At 62.2% G+C, this 18,404-nt stretch carries 21 protein-coding genes; 7 read left to right on the top strand and 14 right to left on the bottom strand.

Annotated features, from left to right (window positions below; genetic code table 11):
* Positions 1-172: 172 nt before the first annotated feature.
* On the bottom strand, positions 173-1,576 hold the full coding sequence (locus FHX15_RS12130; protein WP_184397322.1) for a PLP-dependent aminotransferase family protein: 1,404 nt from the start codon (positions 1,574-1,576) through the stop codon (positions 173-175).
* A gap of 117 nt (positions 1,577-1,693) precedes the next feature.
* Positions 1,694-3,124, bottom strand: a complete 1,431-nt coding sequence (locus FHX15_RS12125; RefSeq protein WP_184397320.1) for a PLP-dependent aminotransferase family protein — start codon at positions 3,122-3,124, stop codon at positions 1,694-1,696.
* An 87-nt stretch (positions 3,125-3,211) separates the two neighbouring features.
* Between FHX15_RS12125 and FHX15_RS12120 the strand changes: the two genes are divergently transcribed.
* The 4 genes from FHX15_RS12120 to FHX15_RS12105 all read left to right on the top strand — a co-directional run bounded on the left by FHX15_RS12120 (position 3,212) and on the right by FHX15_RS12105 (position 5,711).
* Complete coding sequence (locus tag FHX15_RS12120) at positions 3,212-4,075, top strand: DMT family transporter (RefSeq protein WP_184397318.1); 864 nt, start codon at positions 3,212-3,214, stop codon at positions 4,073-4,075.
* Between the two features lie 125 nt (positions 4,076-4,200).
* Positions 4,201-4,890, top strand: a complete 690-nt coding sequence (locus FHX15_RS12115; RefSeq protein WP_184397316.1) for a glutathione S-transferase family protein — start codon at positions 4,201-4,203, stop codon at positions 4,888-4,890.
* A 9-nt stretch (positions 4,891-4,899) separates the two neighbouring features.
* The gene (locus FHX15_RS12110; protein WP_184397314.1) at positions 4,900-5,244 is read left to right on the top strand and encodes a metalloregulator ArsR/SmtB family transcription factor; all 345 of its coding nucleotides are present in this window, start codon (positions 4,900-4,902) and stop codon (positions 5,242-5,244) included.
* On the top strand, positions 5,244-5,711 hold the full coding sequence (locus FHX15_RS12105; protein WP_184397312.1) for an SRPBCC domain-containing protein: 468 nt from the start codon (positions 5,244-5,246) through the stop codon (positions 5,709-5,711). Before FHX15_RS12110 ends, FHX15_RS12105 begins: the two co-directional genes overlap by 1 nt.
* On the opposite strand, the gene FHX15_RS12100 is transcribed toward FHX15_RS12105, so the two are convergent.
* From FHX15_RS12100 to FHX15_RS12085, 4 genes are all read right to left on the bottom strand, one after another.
* Positions 5,708-6,082 carry a VOC family protein gene (locus FHX15_RS12100; RefSeq protein WP_184397310.1) on the bottom strand — a complete coding sequence of 125 codons (375 nt, stop codon included), beginning with the start codon at positions 6,080-6,082 and terminating at the stop codon, positions 5,708-5,710. The genes FHX15_RS12105 and FHX15_RS12100 overlap by 4 nt on opposite strands.
* A 6-nt stretch (positions 6,083-6,088) precedes the next feature.
* Positions 6,089-6,265: a hypothetical protein gene (locus FHX15_RS12095; RefSeq protein WP_184397308.1), complete on the bottom strand. Its 177-nt coding sequence runs from the start codon at positions 6,263-6,265 to the stop codon at positions 6,089-6,091.
* 94 nt (positions 6,266-6,359) lie between these two features.
* The gene (locus tag FHX15_RS12090; protein ID WP_184397305.1) at positions 6,360-6,794 is read right to left on the bottom strand and encodes a DUF1801 domain-containing protein; all 435 of its coding nucleotides are present in this window, start codon (positions 6,792-6,794) and stop codon (positions 6,360-6,362) included.
* A gap of 9 nt (positions 6,795-6,803) precedes the next feature.
* Entirely contained in the window at positions 6,804-7,235 is a 432-nt protein-coding gene (locus tag FHX15_RS12085; RefSeq protein ID WP_184397303.1) for a DUF1801 domain-containing protein, read from the bottom strand.
* 163 nt (positions 7,236-7,398) lie between these two features.
* Between FHX15_RS12085 and FHX15_RS12080 the strand changes: the two genes are divergently transcribed.
* Positions 7,399-9,021, top strand: coding sequence for an ABC-F family ATP-binding cassette domain-containing protein (locus FHX15_RS12080; RefSeq protein ID WP_184397301.1), 1,623 nt, complete (start codon positions 7,399-7,401; stop codon positions 9,019-9,021).
* Here FHX15_RS12080 and FHX15_RS12075 read toward each other — a convergent pair.
* Positions 9,018-9,971 (bottom strand): SDR family NAD(P)-dependent oxidoreductase, encoded by a 954-nt coding sequence (locus FHX15_RS12075; RefSeq protein WP_184397299.1) that lies wholly within the window; start codon positions 9,969-9,971, stop codon positions 9,018-9,020. The genes FHX15_RS12080 and FHX15_RS12075 overlap by 4 nt on opposite strands.
* A 116-nt stretch (positions 9,972-10,087) precedes the next feature.
* On the opposite strand from FHX15_RS12075, the gene FHX15_RS12070 reads away from it, so the two are divergent.
* Positions 10,088-11,005: an AraC family transcriptional regulator gene (locus FHX15_RS12070; RefSeq protein ID WP_184397901.1), complete on the top strand. Its 918-nt coding sequence runs from the start codon at positions 10,088-10,090 to the stop codon at positions 11,003-11,005.
* Between the two features lie 181 nt (positions 11,006-11,186).
* On the opposite strand, the gene FHX15_RS12065 is transcribed toward FHX15_RS12070, so the two are convergent.
* The 7 genes from FHX15_RS12065 to FHX15_RS12035 form a co-directional block, all read right to left on the bottom strand.
* The gene (locus FHX15_RS12065) at positions 11,187-12,026 is read right to left on the bottom strand and encodes a hypothetical protein (protein ID WP_184397297.1); all 840 of its coding nucleotides are present in this window, start codon (positions 12,024-12,026) and stop codon (positions 11,187-11,189) included.
* A gap of 75 nt (positions 12,027-12,101) precedes the next feature.
* Entirely contained in the window at positions 12,102-12,491 is a 390-nt protein-coding gene (locus tag FHX15_RS12060; protein ID WP_184397295.1) for a hypothetical protein, read from the bottom strand.
* Between the two features lie 240 nt (positions 12,492-12,731).
* Entirely contained in the window at positions 12,732-12,983 is a 252-nt protein-coding gene (locus tag FHX15_RS12055; RefSeq protein WP_184397293.1) for a DUF1344 domain-containing protein, read from the bottom strand.
* Positions 12,984-13,047: 64 nt separating this feature from the next.
* Complete coding sequence (locus tag FHX15_RS12050) at positions 13,048-15,702, bottom strand: ABC transporter permease (RefSeq protein ID WP_184397291.1); 2,655 nt, start codon at positions 15,700-15,702, stop codon at positions 13,048-13,050.
* Positions 15,684-16,367, bottom strand: a complete 684-nt coding sequence (locus FHX15_RS12045) for an ABC transporter ATP-binding protein (protein WP_184397289.1) — start codon at positions 16,365-16,367, stop codon at positions 15,684-15,686. The genes FHX15_RS12050 and FHX15_RS12045 overlap by 19 nt, the downstream gene beginning before the upstream one ends.
* Positions 16,360-17,022, bottom strand: a complete 663-nt coding sequence (locus FHX15_RS12040; protein ID WP_184397287.1) for an ABC transporter ATP-binding protein — start codon at positions 17,020-17,022, stop codon at positions 16,360-16,362. Before FHX15_RS12040 ends, FHX15_RS12045 begins: the two co-directional genes overlap by 8 nt.
* 4 nt (positions 17,023-17,026) lie before the next feature.
* Complete coding sequence (locus FHX15_RS12035; RefSeq protein ID WP_184397285.1) at positions 17,027-17,599, bottom strand: hypothetical protein; 573 nt, start codon at positions 17,597-17,599, stop codon at positions 17,027-17,029.
* Positions 17,600-17,732: 133 nt separating this feature from the next.
* Here FHX15_RS12035 and FHX15_RS12030 point away from each other — a divergent pair, with 133 nt between their 5' ends.
* A complete protein-coding gene (locus tag FHX15_RS12030) occupies positions 17,733-18,389 on the top strand; it encodes a response regulator transcription factor (protein ID WP_184397283.1) in 657 nt (218 codons plus the stop codon).
* Positions 18,390-18,404: the final 15 nt, after the last annotated feature.

The following is an 18,404-nucleotide window of genomic DNA, read 5'->3' as shown; positions in this document are numbered from 1 at the left end:
CCCAACCCCTCCCCACAGGGGGGAGGGACTAACCCGGCCGCACTGCCTCGCTTCATCCGAAACGTCGAAAATTTGGAAAGCGAGTGCGGCAGTTTAAGCCCCTCCCCCTTGTGGGGAGGGGTTGGGGAGGGGTCTTTTTTATTGAATCGATAACGAAAGACGGACCAGCAGCTCAGAAAAACGAAGCCGACATTTCCGGCGGTCCCTCGAGTGCATGCGCCATGAAATCCAGCGCGCCTTTCAGCCTCTCGCGGGTGATCGGGCCGCCGAGGCAGACGCGCACGGCCTCCGGGGCCGCCCCCTCCACCGTGAAGACGTCGCTTGCCACCACGCCGATGCCGGAGGAGCGCATATGGCTGCCGAAGGTGGAACGGGTCCAGCCGTTGATGAGCGGCAGCCAGATGTTGAAGCTGATCGGATCGGCTTTGTAGCTGCCTTCGGGCAGGATATTCGCCACCATCTGCTGGCGGGCACCCGCCTCCGCGCGGATGAACCGCAGGATCGTGTCTGCCGTGCCATCCTCGATCCAGCGCGTCGCGAGCGCCACCGTCATCGGCGAGGCCATGACATTGTTAGTGCGCATGGCGCTGACAAAGGGCCAGATCGCCTTGGTGTCCGGGGCGACCACATAGGCAAGGCGCAGACCGGCGCCGATGCATTTGGCGAGACCGCCAATATGCCAGGTCAGATCGGGCGCGATTGCCGCCAGCGGCGGCGGGCCGTGCAGCGGGATGAAGCCGTAGGCGTCGTCCTCGACAATGGGCACATGATATTTGCGGGCGACGGCGGCAATTTCCTCGCGGCGCTTTTCGGGAACGGTCAGCGTCAGCGGGTTCTGCAGGGTTGGGTTGAGGTAGAGAGCCTTGGGCTGCAAGCGCTCGCAGGCTTCCGCGAAGGCATCGGGCAAGATGCCCTCCTTATCCATCGACAGGCCGCAAAGACCGAGCCGTAACTGGGCGGCGATCGAGCGTATGCCGGGATAGGTGATCGCTTCCGAAAGCACGGTCTCGCCGGGCTTTGCGAGCAGGCTAAAGATCGCCAGCAGCGCCGGATGGGCACCGGGTGTCACGAAGATGCGCTCCTGCGAGGGCACGAGCCCGCGGCGGCTGAGCCAAAGGGCCGCTGCCTCCTTGTCCATGTCTGAGCCGCCGAATGCCTGATAGCGCAGCAGCGGAATGAGATTGGCCGACACTACCGCCATGCCCTCGCGCATACGGGCGAGCAACTCGGGATCGTCAGGTTCCGGCGGCAGGTTCATCGAAAAATCGACCACCGATGTCCGGCGCGGATCGGGCGCGGCTTCGGCAATCAGATCGCGCCGTTCCCTGCCCTTCCCGCCGGTCACGAAAGTACCCCGGCCGACATGGGAATCCACCAGCCCGCGTTTCTGCGCTTCTACATAACCGCGCGCCACTGTGGTGAAATCGATGTTCAGGCGTTTGGCGAGCTCCCGCTGCGGCGGCAATCGGTCGCCGACCGACAGTGCGCCACTGCGCAGATCCATCTCGATGAGATCGGCAATTGCCATGTAGCGGGGGCTCGAGGAGCGGCTGAGATCGGGATGCCAGTCTTTCATGTCGTGATCCGCAAGGTGTGGTCGGGGCAAGATCGGTTCGGCGGGAACCTGTTAGAATTGACTGTATATTGTTGCGTATCGATCCTGTCATCCGAAATATCGGTCTGCGACAGCGTATCACCCGGCCGACCGTTCCGCCTGCGTGAGTGCATCCCGAAGCACCTCGAAGACCCTGCTGTCCAGCGTCTGGGAAACATTGAAGCGCATGAAGCCGGTGGCCGATTGCGATAGGCTGAAGGCGTTGCCGGGTGCCAGCACGACATTCCGGGCAAGTGCTGCACGCGCGACCGCCGCAGCATCCAGACCATCCGGCAGGTGACACCAGAGGAACATGCCGGCCTGCGGCTGCAGCCAGGGGCGGATGCCCAAGCTCTTCAGCCGAGTCGTGACATCGAACATCGCCTTGGAAAGGCGGCTGCGCAGGCTCTCAGTGTGCTTGCGATAGCTGCCGTCGCTGAGCACGCCGAGCACCAGTTCGGCATTCAGCCGGGCACCGCCGAAAGAGGTGGCGATCTTGAGGTCGATCAGGCCTTCGATCCATTCCGGCCGAGCCGCGATGAAGCCGCAACGGGCAGCAGCCGAGAGCGTTTTCGAAAAGCTGCCGATATGGATGACGCGATCCAGCCCATCGAAGGCGGCAAGGCGCGGTGCCGGCGTCAATTCGAAATCGGCGAAAATATCGTCCTCGATGATGGTGAGGCCGTGTTGTTCGGCAAGCTTCAGGAGCCGGTGCGCCGTAACCGGTGAGAGCGTGGCGCCGGTCGGATTGTGGATTGCGGAATTGGTGATGTAGAGGCGCGGCCGATGCTCAGTCAGCGCTTCGGCGAAGAGCTCGATATCAGGGCCGGAGGGCGTATAGGGAACGCTGACGACCTTGGCGCGGTGGGCGCGGAGCAGCGCATGGAAATTGAAATAACAGGGATCGTCCACCAGCACGGTATCGCCGGGCTCGATCAGGAAACGGCAGAGGAAATCGATCGCCTGCGTGCCGGATTCGGTGAGCATGACTTGGTCCGGCGATGCCTCGATACCACGTTCGGCCATGCGGCGTGCAATCAGCTGGCGCAGCGGCTTGAGGCCGAGGGGGGAGCCATAATCGGAAAGGCTTGCCGCATCGGCGCGCGACAGGGATCGAAGGGTTCGACGAATGGCCTCCTCCGGAAGCCATGCGGGCGGCAGCCAGCCGCAGCCGGGCTTGAGGTCGCTTTCCTGCGCCTCCAGCGATTGCCGCGATACCCAGAAGGGATCGACGGCGCGGTCGAGCTTCGGGCCGATATCGGCGAGCGAGAGTGGCGCCGTTTGGCTCGCGACATAGAAGCCGGAACCGGGACGCGAGAGGATCGCGCCTTCGGCGACCAGCCGCTCATAGGCATCGACCACGGTCGAGGCGGAGACTTTCAAGCTTCCCGAGAGGCTGCGGATCGAGGGCAGCTTGGCGCCGGGCGTGAGGCTGCGGCCGGCAATGCGCTGGCGGATCGTCGCCATGACCATGCCGACCCGGCTGCCTGCCTGTATCTGCTCGTCCATCCGTACTGCTTCCTTCACCATAACAGTTTGAGCAAACTGTATCGAACTGTAGCTGGCAGCGCCAGTGCCGAAGGCGGATAAGCATGGGGCAAACAGAGGAGTGCCACCATGGATCGCACAGCGACCGGATGGATCAACGGTTTTATCGGCGTGCTCATCTTTAGCGGGTCGCTGCCGGCCACACGTGTCGCCGTTATGCAGCTCGATCCGGTGTTTCTCACGGTGGCGCGAGCGGCGATTGCCGGCATCCTGGCGCTCTGCCTGCTGATAGCCTTCCGGGAAAAGCGGCCCTCGCGGCAGGATCTCATCTCGCTCGTCGTCATCGCGCTCGGCGTGGTCGTCGGCTTTCCCTTACTGACGGCGCTGGCGCTGCAGCACGTGACCTCTGCGCATTCCATCGTCTTCATCGGCCTGTTGCCGCTCGCGACCGCAATCTTCGGCGTCATCAGGGGCGGTGAGCGGCCGAAGCCGGCTTTCTGGCTGTTCTCGCTGCTCGGCAGCGCGCTGGTCGCGGGCTTTGCGCTGACGCAGGGATTGACCGCCTCGCCTATCGGCGATGCGCTGATGCTCGGCGCCGTCATCGTCTGCGGGCTCGGTTATGCCGAGGGGGCAAGACTGTCGCGCCGGCTTGGCGGCTGGCAGGTGATCTCCTGGGCGCTCGTCGTATCCTTGCCGGTCATGCTGGTGGCTGCCATCGCCTACCGGCCGCCCTCGTTCACCGTTATCCAGACGCCGGCCATGCTGGGTCTCGCCTACGTCTCGCTCTTCAGCATGCTGATCGGCTTCATCTTCTGGTATCGCGGCCTTGCGCAGGGCGGCATCGCTGCCGTCGGTCAGCTGCAGCTGCTGCAGCCGTTCTTCGGCCTGGCGCTTGCCGCAACGCTGCTGCGCGAAACCGTCAGCTGGTCGATGCTTGCCGTGACGGTTGCCGTCATTCTCTGCGTGGCAGGAGCACGCAAGTTCGCGAAATAGGATCGAGCCTTGGAAAATTGATATCTTCGGACGGCTGCGCGTAAAACTTTCCGCAATTGGAAAGTGTCTTGCCGAATGGCACTAGCGACGCTATAGTTTCCAAATCCGGAAACTATAGGTGTTTCATGACGCTCACGCTTTACCTTCATCCCCTCGCCTCCTTCTGCCACAAGGTGCTGATTGCGCTTTATGAAAACGGGATCGCGTTCGACAGCGAGATCGTCGACTTCGGCAACCCAAACTCGGCGGCAGCGCTGCTCGACAAGTGGCCGGTCGGCAAGATCCCGGTGCTGCATGATCAGGCGGCCGGCCGGACGATACCGGAGACGAGCATCATCATAGAGTATCTGCAGACTCACTATCCGGGGCCGGCGCGGCTGCTGCCCGACGATCCGGGACAACTGCTCCAGGTGCGGCTCTGGGACCGTTTCTACGATCTCTACGTGAGCGTGCCTGTGCAGAAGATCGTCACGGACCGAATCCGCCCGGCGGATGCCCACGATCCCCACGGCGTTGCACAGGCGCGTGCGACGCTCGATCAGGCCTATACGATGATCGAAGCTCATATGCGGGACAAGCTCTGGGCGACGGCGGACGATTTTACCATGGCCGATTGCGCGGCGGCGCCGGGCCTGTTCTTCGCCTCCATCGTCCATCCATTCACCGGGGAGCAGCAGGCGCTTTCCTCCTATCTGGAGCGTCTCTTACAACGTCCTTCCGTCAAACGCGTGCTCTCGGAAGCACAACCCTATTTTTCGATGTTCCCCTATCGGGAGGCGATGCCAGCGCGTTATCTTGAAGCCTTGGTATCTTGAGGCAATGTCATGGCAGAACTGGCGCCAGCCGAATTCGACCGGATGTTTCAGGCGCTCGCCGATCCCTATCGGCGCGGCTTCGTGGAGCAGCTTTCGAAGGGGCCGGCCTCCGTCACGGAACTCGCGGAGCCCGCCGATGTCGGCCTGCCGGCCGTGCTGAAACACCTGCGCATTCTCGAAGAAAGCGGCATCGTCATTTCCGAAAAGGTCGGGCGCGTGCGCACCTATCGCATGCAGCAGCAGGCCTTCGGCGCCATCAACCAGTGGATCGAGCAGCGACAGGCAGAGATGCATGCCGCCTTCGACCGCCTTGCCGTGCTGATGGCAGAAACCCCTGAGGAAAGGGATCACTGATGGGTGTCACCGTCAATCATCGAACCTTCGTCATCGAGCGCGACCTGCCCGGCAGCGTCGCGCATGCTTTCCGTTTCTGGTCGGACCATCAGCTGAAGCGGCGCTGGACGGCCTGCCATCCCGACTGGCAGGTGACGGAAGATCATTTCGACTTCGATGTCGGCGGAGCCGAGCGCATGACATGGCGCATGCCCGACGGGACCGAGCAGGCGATGCGCGCCCACTACCTCGAAATCCACCCGCGCGAGCGCATCGTCTATGCCTATACGATGCTGACGGCGGGCAGGAGCATCTCGTCGTCGCTGGTGACGGTCGAGTTTACCGGGCGCGGCGCCACGACGTTGATGACCTTTACCGAACAGGCCGTCTTTGGCGACCCTAGGGATGGCGACATCAGGGAAAGCGGCACCGGCACAGGCTTCGATCGGCTCTCAGAAGAAATGGTGGCTACGCCTGACGGGCTCTAGTCTGAGGTCACGCAGAAATTATTGCCTTCCGGATCGTTCAGCACGGTGTAGTCAGCCGTCTCACGCACGAAGGTTGCGCCGAGCGATATCAGGCGCGCAACCTCCTTTTCGCGGTCATCGGCGGCGATATCGAGATGGACGCGGTTGCGGACCGGCCGCTCCCCGCGGCGAAGGTGGAAGCAGAGGCGCGTGCCGGGCCCCTCTACCATCACCACCGGGTCGGTCTCCGGTGTCAGGCCGAGCGCTGCGAGGCGGGCGATCTCCTGATCGTCATAGGGCAAGATCTCATAACCATCGAGTGCAGCGGCCCAGAAGCGGGCGACGCGGGAGGGATGATCGCAGTCGATGACGATTTCCTTCAGCCGCCCCATTTGTTCTCACGAATCTCCGGAGCGGCGCTGGACGAGGCGTTCAATCACCGCCCCGCCAGCGGCCGGCAGCAGGGCAAAAAGGACGAGCTGCGGCGTTCCCGTCAGCGTCAACAGGCTGGAGCGGAGGATGGCGACCAGCATTCCTGCCAGTCCGCCGGCCAGATAGGGAAGGTAATCCTTCAACAGAGCCTCCGTCTTATCGGGTTTCGGTCGACCTGATCGAACAAGAATAGGACGTCTTGTGACCGGTTGCGGCACGAAACGCCTTTAGGCCGATCTAGCCGCCTGCTTTCTTCGATGCGGATTTGCGCGTGGTATTCAGCGCCACCGCTGCCTGCACCAGCGCCTTCAGCGCCGGCTCATCGATCACCTCCCCTTCACGGATATCGACCGCACGGCGCGTATTGCCTTCCAGGCTGGAGTTGAAAAGGCCGGCGGGGTCTTCCACGGAAGCGCCCTTGGCGAAGGTCAGCTTCACCACCGCCTTATAGGTTTCGCCGGTGCAGATGATGCCGGCATGTTCCCAGACCGGGACGCCACGCCATTTCCACGTTTCCTCCACCTCCGGATCGGCCTCGCGGATGATGGCGCGCACGCGGGCAAGCGTTTCGCCGCGCCAATCGCCCAATTCCTCGATCTTGGCATCAATGCGTTCGGACGGAGAGGCTTCCTTGGGTTCCGCTTCCTTCTTCGTCGTCGACACCTTCTTCATGGGCTCTCCTTACATTTTCTCGCCGGGCAGCACGCTTGCCTGTTTCACCCAAGATGTAAACTGCGCCTCGTCGATCTCATCCCGTTCGTGGATGTGGAAATAGCGTGTTTCCGCGGTTTTGGATTCTCCCGGCGGAACGGGTCGCAAGGCAGCGCCGCGGAAGAAGGCGACCTTGATGTATTTGTTGAAACAATGGATGCCGAGGAACCAGCCGTCGCCTTTCTTGCCGTAAAGCGGCGAGTTCCATTTGACGGCTTTGTGTGCATCGGGAACAGCGCGCATGATCAGTGCGTCGAGGCGGCGCCCAACCTCGCTCTTCCAGCCGGGCATGGCGGCGATATAGGCCTGCACCGGGCCGTCACCCTCGCCCTTGGCGATCTGCGGATTGCCGCCGGAAAGCAACTTCGGTTCTGCCGCTTTGGCGGATGTTCTGTCGGCCATGAATTCCTCCACGGGTCGGGATAATAAGGGAGGCTGCCTCGATTTCCAGTCATACCGGCGCACCATCTCCAACATCACAGCTTCATGACGCTGAAAAACTAAGACAGGAGCGAAAACCCGTGGCATAAGGGCGCCAAATTCTCTTGAAGCCCCCGCGTCAGACATGATCCGTATCGAAAATATCAGCAAGCAGAACAGCCACCGCATTCTCTTCATCGAAGCCACAGCCGCCCTCAATCGCGGCGAAAAGATCGGTCTCGTCGGCCCGAACGGCGCCGGCAAGACGACGCTTTTCCGCATGATCAACGGCGAAGAGCTGCCGGATGAGGGCCAGGTCTCGGTCGAGAAGCACGTCACTATCGGCTATTTCAACCAGGATGTCGGCGAAATGGCCGGCCGCAGTGCGGTTGCCGAGGTGATGGAGGGCGCCGGTCCCGTCAGCATCGTCGCCGCCGAGCTGCGCGAGCTGGAAGCGGCCATGTCCGATCCTGACCGCATGGACGAGATGGAAGAGATCATCGAGCGCTATGGCGAAGTGCAGGCGCGCTATGAGGAACTGGACGGCTATGCGCTGGAAGGCCGGGCGCGCGAGGTTCTGGCGGGTCTCAGCTTCAGCCAGGAAATGATGGACGGCGATGTCGGCGCGCTTTCGGGCGGCTGGAAGATGCGCGTCGCGCTCGGTCGTATTCTGCTGATGCGTCCGGACGTGATGCTGCTCGACGAACCGAGCAACCATCTGGATCTCGAAAGCCTGATCTGGCTCGAGGAATTCCTCAGGACATATGAAGGCGCGCTGCTGATGACCTCGCACGATCGCGAGTTCATGAACCGCATCGTCACCAAGATCATCGAGATCGATGCCGGTTCGCTGAACAGCTATTCGGGCGATTACGGTTTCTACGAGCAGCAGCGGGCACAGAACGAAAAGCAGCAGCAGGCGCAGTTCGAGCGCCGGCAGGCGATGCTTGCCAAGGAAATCAAGTTCATCGAGCGCTTCAAGGCGCGCGCCAGCCATGCCTCGCAGGTGCAGAGCCGTGTGAAGAAACTGGAAAAGATCGAGCGCGTGGAGCCGCCGAAGCGCCGGCAGACGGTGGCTTTCGAATTCCAGCCGGCGCCGCGTTCTGGCGAAGATGTCGTCAATCTCAAGAACGTGCACAAGAAATATGGCAGCCGCACCATCTATGAAGGGCTGGATTTCATGGTCCGCCGCAAGGAGCGCTGGTGCATCATGGGCGTCAACGGCGCCGGCAAATCGACGCTCCTGAAGCTGGTCACCGGCACCGCCGATCCCGACGCCGGCAGCGTGACGCTGGGCGCCAGCGTCAAGCTCGGCTATTTCGCCCAGCACGCCATGGACCTGCTCGATGGCGAGCGCACCGTGCTGGAATGGCTGGAGGATTCCTTCCCGCTTGCCGGCCAGGCGCCGCTGCGCGCACTCGCCGGCTGCTTCGGCTTTTCAGGCGACGATGTCGACAAGCGCTGCCGCGTGCTTTCGGGCGGCGAGAAGGCCCGTCTCGTCATGGCCAAGATGCTGTTCGACCCGCCGAACTTCCTCGTGCTCGACGAACCGACCAACCACCTCGACCTCGACACCAAGGAAATGCTGATCAAGGCGCTCGCCGATTTCGAAGGCACGATGCTCTTCGTCTCGCACGACCGCCATTTCCTGGCCGCCCTTTCCAACCGCGTGCTGGAGCTGACGCCCGAGGGCATCCATCAGTATGGCGGCGGCTATAGCGAATATGTCGAGCGCACCGGCTATGAGGCGCCCGGCATTCACGCTTAGCTGCTGAACGCATCTACACCGGTCAATTCCGCCGAGAGCGTCCACAAACGGGCCGCCTCGTCGGGATCGACGGCGTAGGCGCGCACGCTGGTTTCTGCACCGTCATCGGAGATGGTGGCGACATCGCAGTCTGCACAATAGAGGCCGCCGAGCCCTTCGAGCCGCGGCGAGGTTGCAGCCCAGACCTGCGTCGTGGCACCCTGTGCGGGCGTCTTGAAACTCGGGTCGGCGGCATTGCCCTCGGCATCGATCCAGCCGGCCGCCACCATGTCTTCCTTCTCCAGATGCCGCTGCAGCGGCGTCAGGATCTTGCCGGGATGCAGCGAGAAAGCGCGTATCCCGGCATCCTTGCCCCGCCTGTCGAGATGCACTGCAAAGAGCGCGTTTGCGGTCTTCGACTGTCCATAGGCCTGCCACCGGTCATAACCCTCTAAGAACTGGACGTCACTCCAGCGGATGGGCGTGATGCCGTGGGCACCGGAGGAGACGGCAATCACGCGGGCTCCGCTTCCAATCGCCGGCCGGAGATGATTGACGAGCGCGAAATGGCCGAGATGGTTGGTGGCGAACTGCGCCTCCCAGCCCGGCCCTACCCTTGTCTCAGGGCAGGCCATGATACCGGCGCTATTGATGACCATATCGGCCTTGTGGCCCGAAGCGACGAAGCGCTCGGCAAACCGCCGCACGCTTTCGAGATCGGAGAGATCGAGCCTTTCTACCTCCACATTGGCGATGCCGACGAGCGCCTTGGCTGCCTCTTCCAGCCGGCGGGCGCCGACCAGCACATGCGCGCCTGCCCGCGACAGCGCCTTGGTCGTTTCCAGCCCAAGGCCGGAATGGCCGCCGGTGACGATCGCGAGCTTGCCCGAGAGATCGATGCCGGCGAGCACCTCGTCAGCCGTCGAGCGAGCGCCAAAACCGGAGCCGATGGGGTGTTGTGCATTTTCCATTGATGTCTCCTTACTGCGTTCGGCCGTAGACTAATGCGGTGGCGCGCATACGATCTATGCGCTAAAGTCCGCGATACGTTTGCGATCGTCCGGATTTTGGCATGAGTTCTGTTTCCGTGGATCCCCTTTCCGACGTCCTGGCGCTCTTGAAGCCGAAGAGCTACGTCTCGGTCGGCCTCGATGCCGGATGCGGCTGGGCGATCGATTTCCCGCCGCCGCAGGGCATCAAATTCAATGCCGTGCTGTCAGGCAGCTGCTGGCTCGAGGTGGAGGGCGTCGACCCCATACGGCTCGAAGAAGGCGATTGTTTCCTGCTGACGCAGAGCCGGCCTTTCCGCATGATGAGCGATCGCAGCCTGCCGACGATCCCGGCCCATGATATCTATGAGCATGCAAAGGACGGGATTGCCACCTGCAACGGCGGCGGCGCCTTCTTCCTGGTCGGCAGCCGCTTCGGTTTTTCCGGCGCCGGCGCGGACCTGCTTGTCGGCATATTGCCGCCAGTCGTCCATATCAGCCAGCATTCGGATCAGGCCTCCGTCCTGCGTTTTGCCATCGATCAGATGGCGCGCGAGTTGCGCGGCCGGCATCCGGGCGGCTTCCTGATGACCGAGCATCTGGCGCATATCATGCTGATGCAGATCCTGCGGCTCTATCTTGCCGCACCCAATACCGAAGGCATCGGCTGGCTCTTTGCGCTTGCCGACCGGCAGATCGGCCTGGTGATCGGCGCCATGCACGCCGAGCCCGCCCGCCGCTGGACGCTGCAGCAGCTTGCAGCGATGGCCGGCATGTCGCGCTCCTCCTTTGCCGAGCGCTTCCGGCAAAAGGTCGGAGCCGCGCCGATGGATTACCTCACCCGCTGGCGCATGATGCTGGCAAGCGAGCGGCTGACGAATAGTAGCGAGCCGATCGGCACGATCGCTCTTTCGCTCGGCTACGAATCCGAGAGCGCCTTCAGCACCGCCTTCAAGCGGGTGATGGCGCGCTCGCCCCGGCAATATGGCCGGGAGGCGGCCGCTCAAGCAAGATAAGGTCAAGTAAATAACGCCAACGAGCAAAAGACCGAAGGCGGCGGGTCTTGCAGCGGAGCCTTCCGCGTCCGGCCCTTGCCGGCCCAACTCCTCGGCCTAAGCTAAGCTTCCATTGGAAATCCATCAGAGCCCTAAACCGATACTGGCGTAGCTCTCGGTGACAATAAAACGCCAGGCCGTTTCAGAGATCTTCTTCGGCAACCGCGAACGTTTCGCCTCGGCTGGCCTTTGCCAATTTGCCGTCCTCGTCGATCTCGGCCAATTCCTCGCCTTCGTGCCGCATGCTCATAAAGGCTACGATGGTGACGATCGCGGCGAGGAAGATTGCACTCGTTATGATCGTGCCAAGGCCGAGGCCGCCATATTGTGCGGGCTGAGACATCAGATCGCCGAACGAAGCACCCAGAGGCCTTGTCAGAATGTAGACCAGCCAGAAGCCAAGTATCGGATCCAGACCCAAGAAAAAGTAGCCGATGGCGAGCGAGATGATGATCATGCCGAACAGGACGCCAGTCGCCAGATATCCCAGCGCGAATTTCTCGGCCACCAGATCGCCCGCCGCGGTGCCGAGTGCAAAGGTGAATAGGATTGCGAGCCAGTAGAAGGCCTCGCGCCGCCCGGTGGATATGGAGTGGATTGAAAGTGTCCGCTCCGTCTGGAACCACAGCAGGAAAGTCAGCGCCAAGGCTACAGAGAATGCAATGGTCGTATCCAACAGTGGCACACGGAAGTTGTCGACCAAATTGTCGGTAATCAACGTACCAACGATGCTGATCAGCACCACGGAAAGCCAATAGGCGGCGGGAACATATTTCTTCTGCGCAAACTGCCATACCAATGCGACGGCCAGAATGGCGGACATAATCAGTGATGTCGCCGTCAGCCCCAAACCCATTTGCACGTTAAGATAGTCGGCCGCGGTTTCACCCATGGTAACGGCCATCAGCTTGATGAGCCAGAAATCGGCCGTGACGCGAGGAACACGATTGTAAACGGCAGCTTTGGCAATCGGTGCAGACATAACGGGTCTCCTTGAACGGACGTTGAACGTCTCGCGGGCAATTCAGGCATGAGGGTAACGCGGTCCGCCGACCGCCTATTGAGCAGGCTGGGCCGGATTGTTGAGAACCGTCACGAGAGCGGCGAGCGTTTTATTGACTTTGTCAGCGGACGGAGCGGATTGACGCAACGCCTTCAGCGCCGCGTCGGAGGCGGCGTCGATGTTGTTCCAGTCGTTCGGGTTCAGCGGACGGATCGCGGTCTCGGCCTCGTCCCAGGCCGTCTCATAGTCGGTGATGCGCTTTGCGGCGGCCGACAGATCCCCCTTGGAAGCGAGGCTCTGGACGTCGGCGATGATGGCTTTGAACGATGAAAGATCGCCTAAATCCCCCGTTTTGGCGGGCGCGTTGTTGGCGTAGAGTTCAAAACTCGTGAAGGCCGCCACCGGAGCGGCAATGAGCGCGATGACAAGAAAGATCTGTCTCATCAGTGGATTCCCCGAATTTGGCAGTGCAAGGAAGGCGTCACTTCAGTGTCGCCCCTCGCCGGTTGAATGGTGCGCCCGCGGTGGGAGCGCCATACGTTCGCTCCTTTGCCGGCAGCGTTCGGCTGGCCCGCTTTGACTACGCGGGTACAATTAGCTGAGAATTAGAGCGGATGTCGGGGTAGTACCCGATAGTAATCAACCGGGTGCGGCGGCCGGTAATGCCATCGGCCGCCGCAATCTTTATTTTTGCGGAACCAGATGAGAGACAACCGCCTTACCGCCCTTGTCCGCATAGGTTAGCTGGACCTTCTCGCCGACACGAAGTTTGGTATCTTCGATCCCTTCGGGCAGGACGTAAGTCTTGCCGTCCGACAGCCTGATCGTATCGGCATTCTTGCTGATCGCGGTGATCGTGCCGGACGTCTGGGCAGCGAATACGGTACTGATCGGCGCCAGCACCAGCACCGCGGCCATAAGCATTTGCGTTTTCATTCTCGTTCTCCTTTCATGGCGTCAGCCCCATCTCTGCAAACTTTCACAACGGCAGCGCCCGTTCTCATTCACCTCTGAGCTTCTCGGTCACGTGTGTCCGGCTACGCATCGCTTCGCCGGTCGCGGCCAGCAAAGCGGCGCCGGCCGCCGTGACAATGAGGGCAGCGAGATAGAGCCAGGGCACGGAAAGGACATCGGGCGGCGGATCGAACACGCCGGTCAGCAGCTTGACGAGCACATAGGCAATCAGGGCGCCAGCCAGGAGACCGAGGACCATGCCGCTACCGATGACCAGGGCGGCTTCGCTCCAAACGAACGCGCCGAGTTGTCTTGATGTGGCCCCGAGCGCGACGAGAACGGCGAAGGAGCGCTCGCGGTCGGCAAAGCCCAGGCCAAGCACCAGTCCGCCCGAGGCAGCCAGCACGACCAGCGCGAAGATCAGCTCAAGCCGCGTCAAACCGGCGAGATCGACGGCGGTGAGGCTCGACCCGATCAGGGCGACCGCATCGCCGATCTGACTGACCTTGAGCCCAGGAAGACCCGCAGCCGCGCTCTGGGCGGCCCGCGCGATGCGGGCCGGATCGCCATTCGACCGGATGAGAACGATCTCGCTTTCCGCAGAACCTGTCTGCTGCGCAATGTAAGCGGCGTTGGCCACCAGAAACGAATCCTTGGGTGCAGTCGGGAATTCGCGGACCACGCCCACTATGTGGAAGGGCACGAGATGGTATTGGTGATCGGTCGCGTTTTGCAGGCGAAGATTGATGCTGTCGCCGCGACTGAGTTGGTAGTCGTTGACCGTTTCCTGCGATACGAGCACGCCATCGGGCGTTTGTGCGAGGTCGGAGAGTGTCGCCCTGGCGTCGCCATTGGCGAAATAGGCATCGGACATCGCCGTGGCTGTCCCGATGCGCACCGGATCGATGCCGTATAGGTCCTGAAGGTCGGTTCCGACGTAAGCGTATCGATGTTGCATCGGCTCGGAAGCCACTATGCCCGGCAACTTGGAAAGACGCTCGAGCGCCTGGGACGCAGGCACGGCGGATGTGCCTGTGACGGTGATGTCGGCCCCGTTGGTGAGTTCAGCGTCGACCCGTGCCTGAGCCTGATAGGTCGCGTTGAAAATCGCGGTCGATGCGGCGAAGGCAAAGGAAAGCGCAGCCAGGCCGATGCCCGCAGTCAGCCGCGGACTTTGCCGTCCCAATGTTGCGGCCACCACATCCGCGAGACGACCGGCGACGGGTCGTAAGCCTCTGGCGATCACCGACCGGCCTTGTTGCAACCCGGCCCCGACGAACCGCATGGCCGATAGCGCCATGCCAGTCCAGAGCAACAAGGGGGCGAGGAAGGCGGTGTAGTCGATCGCCGCCGCTGCCACGCCTTCCGGCGCAAGAACGACCTGGTATCCGCTCGCTGCCGAACGCCAGTAGAGCGCTGCAGCGAGCGCCAGCAGCACGAGGTCGAGATGGAAGCGGGCCCAAAGCGGTGTCCGGTCATTGCCGATTGGCCGCCGCGCGACCGCAACGGTCGAGCCGCGTGCATCGCGCCAGGCGGGGATTAAGATCGCTGCGAGCGAAAGCGCGATCCCAGCCACCGCCACAGCGCTGAGTAAAGGAACAGCTGCGCCCCGCAGGAGCACCACCCCGAGAATAAAATGTGCAGCAGGAGCAGCAAGGAGAATACCGAGGATCGCACCGCCGACGCCCGCAACTGCCGCTTCAGCGGCAGCCAAGCGAAGAACCGTATCGACCGTTGCCCCCCGCAAGCGCAGCAACGCCTGATCGCGGCGACGTTTGTCCCGTCCTGCTCCGGCTACGGCAAGGGTCAGCAGGATGGCAAAGATGGCGCCGGGGGCGCCAAGGAACAGGAAAACCAGCCGCGCATAGAGGGCATCCTCGCGCGCCGCTCCCAATCGGGCCGCCAGGTTGTTTGCAAGCAGCGCGGTTCCAGCGACGCGAGCCTCGAAATTGTGGCCGCGCTCAGCTGCCCAGGTGCTCGCAGCGACCGGGTCGGACGGAAGATCATGATGATCGAGCTTGACGTGAAACTCGGTCCGAATGGTATCGGGCCGGCTGGCGCTTTGCTGCTCGAACACCCGCTGCCACTGAGATATCGGCAACAGCAGAACGTTGTCCGGTGGCGCTTGCGGTGCGGCGCCAGCCGGGACGCCGATCGCCTGAAACATTGCATCGGCGTTCGGCAAATCGACGATGCCGGCGATCGTCGCGCTGACATCAGGCGCTTGGTGGCGGTGGATGATGACCTGATCCCCCACTGTGACATGCAAGTTGGCGGCAGTCTGCTGCGCTACCAGGACGCCGTCGACCGATCCTACGAGCCGTCGAACCTGTGCCGGGAATTGGTCGAAATAGCCCGGTCCGATGCCAAGCACCGTGCCGCCGCCCGTGGTCTGCACGGTATCTCCCGTGTTCGCCTCAAAGCCTGGTACGTCGGCATAGTTGATCAGCTGCAAGCCGGTAACCGGCGCGGCGGAGCGGGTCGCATCCTCGACTGCACTGTGGTCCGCCCCCGGCAGCGACTGGACCTGCCAGTCGACGGGCACTTGGGAAACCGACCTTACCGTCATCTCCGCCGCGCTGGATTGCAAAAAGGCGCCCAGGCACGCGATGAAGGCGACCGTGAGCGCCACACCGCCGATGGTGCCGACGAGGCGGCCGGAACGGGTTCGCACAAGTCCGATCAACCAGTGCCTGTACATTTGAGCCTCTCGTCCATGCTTTCAAATTTGCCATGACGCATGCGCCAGATACGGTTCATTTTCGCCGCTACGCGCTCATCATGGGTGGCGATGATGATGGCGCTCCCAGTCTGCTGTCCCCAGGCAAGGAGCCGGTCGACCAGCAACGCAGCGCCAGCCTGATCGAGTTGGCCTGTCGGCTCGTCAGCGACGATCAATTCCGGATTGGTGACAATGGCACGGGCTACGGCGATCCGCTCAGCCTGGCCGCCGGAGAGCTGCTCTGGCAACTTTCCCGCGAGCGCTTCGACGCTGAAAGTGGCAAGCGCTGCCAGGGCGCGCGCCTCGGCTTCGGAGCCGTTAGCGAGAAGGATCGGTAGCTCGACATTCTCGAGGGCGGTGAGCCCGGGTATCAGGTTCGCAGATTGAAAGACGACGCCGATTCGCTCGGGGCGCAATGTGTCGGGCGAGCCAAGCCCAGGCCATTCCACTCGTCCTGAACTCGGGACGCCCAATCCTGCGATCAGGTTTAAAAGGGTCGTCTTGCCGCAGCCCGACGGTCCCACGATTGCGATGGTTTCTCCCGCTTTAATCTTGAAGGAGCACCCTTGAACGGCTGCCAGGACGCCACGTTCGCGCTGGAAACTGCGCCAAACATCGGCGGCCACAACTAGGGTTCTAGCCATGCACGATGCCTCCATCCCGAATGTCGATCATGCGATCGGCTCGTGCGGCGAGCCCGCCGCTGTGCGTGACGACCAGGACGGCAGTGCCGCTGCGACAAATTTCGATGAGGCGATCGATGACGAGCTGTTCCGTTGCTGCGTCGACTTCGGCAGTGGGCTCATCGCAGAGCAGGATCTGTGGTTTCGCTGCGAGCGCGACGGCCAGGCCAGCGCGTGCTGCCTCCCCGCCTGAAAGGTGGGCAGGTAATATGTCGGCGAGGCCGTCGAGGCCCAGGCTGCCGACAAGATCGTCAATTTCGCCCGATCGGCCGCGGCCGGAAATCTCCATCTGGAGACGGATGTTGGCTCGCACCGTCAGATGCTCGAACAGATTGCCGGATTGCATGAGCATGCCAAAATGGCGCGCCCTAAGCCGAGCCCGCTCCGCCTCGGAGCGTCGGGTCATGCGCTCGCCCAGGACAGACACCATGCCCCCGTCCGGCTCGTCGAGCCCGGCAAGACAGGCAAGCAGCGTCGATTTCCCGCTGCCCGACGGGCCCCTCAAAGCGGTAAACTCCCCGGTATCGAGCGTGAGGGCAACCCCGCGCAAAGCCACGACTTCGTCGTCGCCTGCATGATAGAAGCGATAAAGCTCGGTCGCCTCCAGTACACGCATGTGGTCATCTCCACTGCAATGAGTTGGAGATCAACTGCCACTGGTCGACATTGTCCGCACCGGCCGGTGCGGCAAGATCGAGTGTGACCGTCCTGCCATCCTTGAACAGAATGAAGCGCTCGTGCTCGAGCCTGATCTGCTTGTTCGTCACCGGATTTGGCGCGGAGTTCGACACATAACTGATGCGAACGGCCGGCCCGGCTGCAAGCTTTACATCCTTAACTGCGGTGACTTTGACGGCGTGTCCGGCCGTTTTGAGGTCCGGGATCTCGTGGGCCTTTGCTGAGGAGACCGTTGGAGCAGCACTCGCGGCGCCAACGGTAGCATCGATTTCATCGTATTTATCGAAGAACCGAACGCCATGGTCGATCTCGGTGCGTGACCATCCTTCCGGCACCTTCAGATCAAATCCCTCAGGAGAGGTGTAGGTGACGAAGACCTGATTGTCCGGAATGTCGCCCGGCGGGTTCGTCTCAGGCGCAACGAGTTTCTCCTGCGCCTCAGCGGGTGGGACCGCGCCGGATGACACCATGAGAAGCAAGGCTAATGCGGCGGATATTCGATAGCGGACAGTCATGATTAGCGCTCCTCTTCGGACTCAAGCAGGCATGTGACGCCGGTAGAATTAGGAGGGGCTTAGAAGATCAGCCGTAGTGGAGTCGGCTTACACCAAATCTGTCCAGGTGGACGCGTTTAGGCTAGTTTGAAGCATGCGTATTCTCGTGATCGAAGATGATGTCATGCTTGGCCGGGCGCTCGTACAAGCCCTCGACGATGCCGGCATGTCGGTAGACTGGGTGCAGGACGGGCGCCTCGGGGACGAAGCCGCCGCCGTTGGCGGGCATGGTCTTGTGTTGCTCGACCTCGGCTTGCCTGGCCGTTCCGGCCTTGAAATTCTAAGCTCGCTGCGGGCAGCCGGCGACAAGAGACCAATCCTGGTGATCACCGCCCGTGACGAACTCGACGATCGCGTCACGGGGCTCGACCTCGGGGCAGACGACTATCTGGTGAAGCCGTTCGAGGTCAAAGAACTGCTCGCACGCATGCGTGCGGTCCTGCGCCGGCATGGAGGTCAGGCGGTTTCCATCCTCTACACGAGCGAAATCGAGCTCGACCTATCTAGCCATGAAGTGAAATATCGTGGGTGCGGCGAGGTGCTGCCGGCGCGCGAATTCGCGCTGCTTCAGGCACTCTTGGAGCGTCCCGGAACCATTCTCTCGCGCACCCAGCTTGAGGAAAGGCTCTATGGCTGGGGTGAGGAGGTGGAAAGCAACGCTATCGACGTCCTCATCCATTATGTGCGACGCAAGTTCGACAAGGACATCATACGCAACGTCCGAGGGGCCGGCTGGATGGTCCCGAAGTGACAAACACCATATCGA

Source organism: Rhizobium sp. BK650 (genome assembly GCF_014195325.1).
GTDB lineage: Bacteria > Pseudomonadota > Alphaproteobacteria > Rhizobiales > Rhizobiaceae > Rhizobium.
This window is presented reverse-complemented; position numbering and strand designations above follow the sequence as displayed.

Bases quoted from the DNA above. Each gene is read 5' to 3' on its own strand.
- FHX15_RS12130 (WP_184397322.1), bottom strand. From the start codon at position 1,576: ATGAAAGACTGGCATCCCGATCTCAGCCGCTCCTCGAGCCCCCGCTAC.
- FHX15_RS12125 (WP_184397320.1), bottom strand. From the start codon at position 3,124: ATGGTGAAGGAAGCAGTACGGATGGACGAGCAGATACAGGCAGGCAGC.
- FHX15_RS12120 (WP_184397318.1), top strand. From the start codon at position 3,212: ATGGATCGCACAGCGACCGGATGGATCAACGGTTTTATCGGCGTGCTC.
- FHX15_RS12115 (WP_184397316.1), top strand. From the start codon at position 4,201: ATGACGCTCACGCTTTACCTTCATCCCCTCGCCTCCTTCTGCCACAAG.
- FHX15_RS12110 (WP_184397314.1), top strand. From the start codon at position 4,900: ATGGCAGAACTGGCGCCAGCCGAATTCGACCGGATGTTTCAGGCGCTC.
- FHX15_RS12105 (WP_184397312.1), top strand. From the start codon at position 5,244: ATGGGTGTCACCGTCAATCATCGAACCTTCGTCATCGAGCGCGACCTG.
- FHX15_RS12100 (WP_184397310.1), bottom strand. From the start codon at position 6,082: ATGGGGCGGCTGAAGGAAATCGTCATCGACTGCGATCATCCCTCCCGC.
- FHX15_RS12090 (WP_184397305.1), bottom strand. From the start codon at position 6,794: ATGAAGAAGGTGTCGACGACGAAGAAGGAAGCGGAACCCAAGGAAGCC.
- FHX15_RS12085 (WP_184397303.1), bottom strand. From the start codon at position 7,235: ATGGCCGACAGAACATCCGCCAAAGCGGCAGAACCGAAGTTGCTTTCC.
- FHX15_RS12080 (WP_184397301.1), top strand. From the start codon at position 7,399: ATGATCCGTATCGAAAATATCAGCAAGCAGAACAGCCACCGCATTCTC.
- FHX15_RS12075 (WP_184397299.1), bottom strand. From the start codon at position 9,971: ATGGAAAATGCACAACACCCCATCGGCTCCGGTTTTGGCGCTCGCTCG.
- FHX15_RS12065 (WP_184397297.1), bottom strand. From the start codon at position 12,026: ATGTCTGCACCGATTGCCAAAGCTGCCGTTTACAATCGTGTTCCTCGC.
- FHX15_RS12060 (WP_184397295.1), bottom strand. From the start codon at position 12,491: ATGAGACAGATCTTTCTTGTCATCGCGCTCATTGCCGCTCCGGTGGCG.
- FHX15_RS12055 (WP_184397293.1), bottom strand. From the start codon at position 12,983: ATGAAAACGCAAATGCTTATGGCCGCGGTGCTGGTGCTGGCGCCGATC.
- FHX15_RS12050 (WP_184397291.1), bottom strand. From the start codon at position 15,702: ATGTACAGGCACTGGTTGATCGGACTTGTGCGAACCCGTTCCGGCCGC.
- FHX15_RS12045 (WP_184397289.1), bottom strand. From the start codon at position 16,367: ATGGCTAGAACCCTAGTTGTGGCCGCCGATGTTTGGCGCAGTTTCCAG.
- FHX15_RS12040 (WP_184397287.1), bottom strand. From the start codon at position 17,022: ATGCGTGTACTGGAGGCGACCGAGCTTTATCGCTTCTATCATGCAGGC.
- FHX15_RS12035 (WP_184397285.1), bottom strand. From the start codon at position 17,599: ATGACTGTCCGCTATCGAATATCCGCCGCATTAGCCTTGCTTCTCATG.
- FHX15_RS12030 (WP_184397283.1), top strand. From the start codon at position 17,733: ATGCGTATTCTCGTGATCGAAGATGATGTCATGCTTGGCCGGGCGCTC.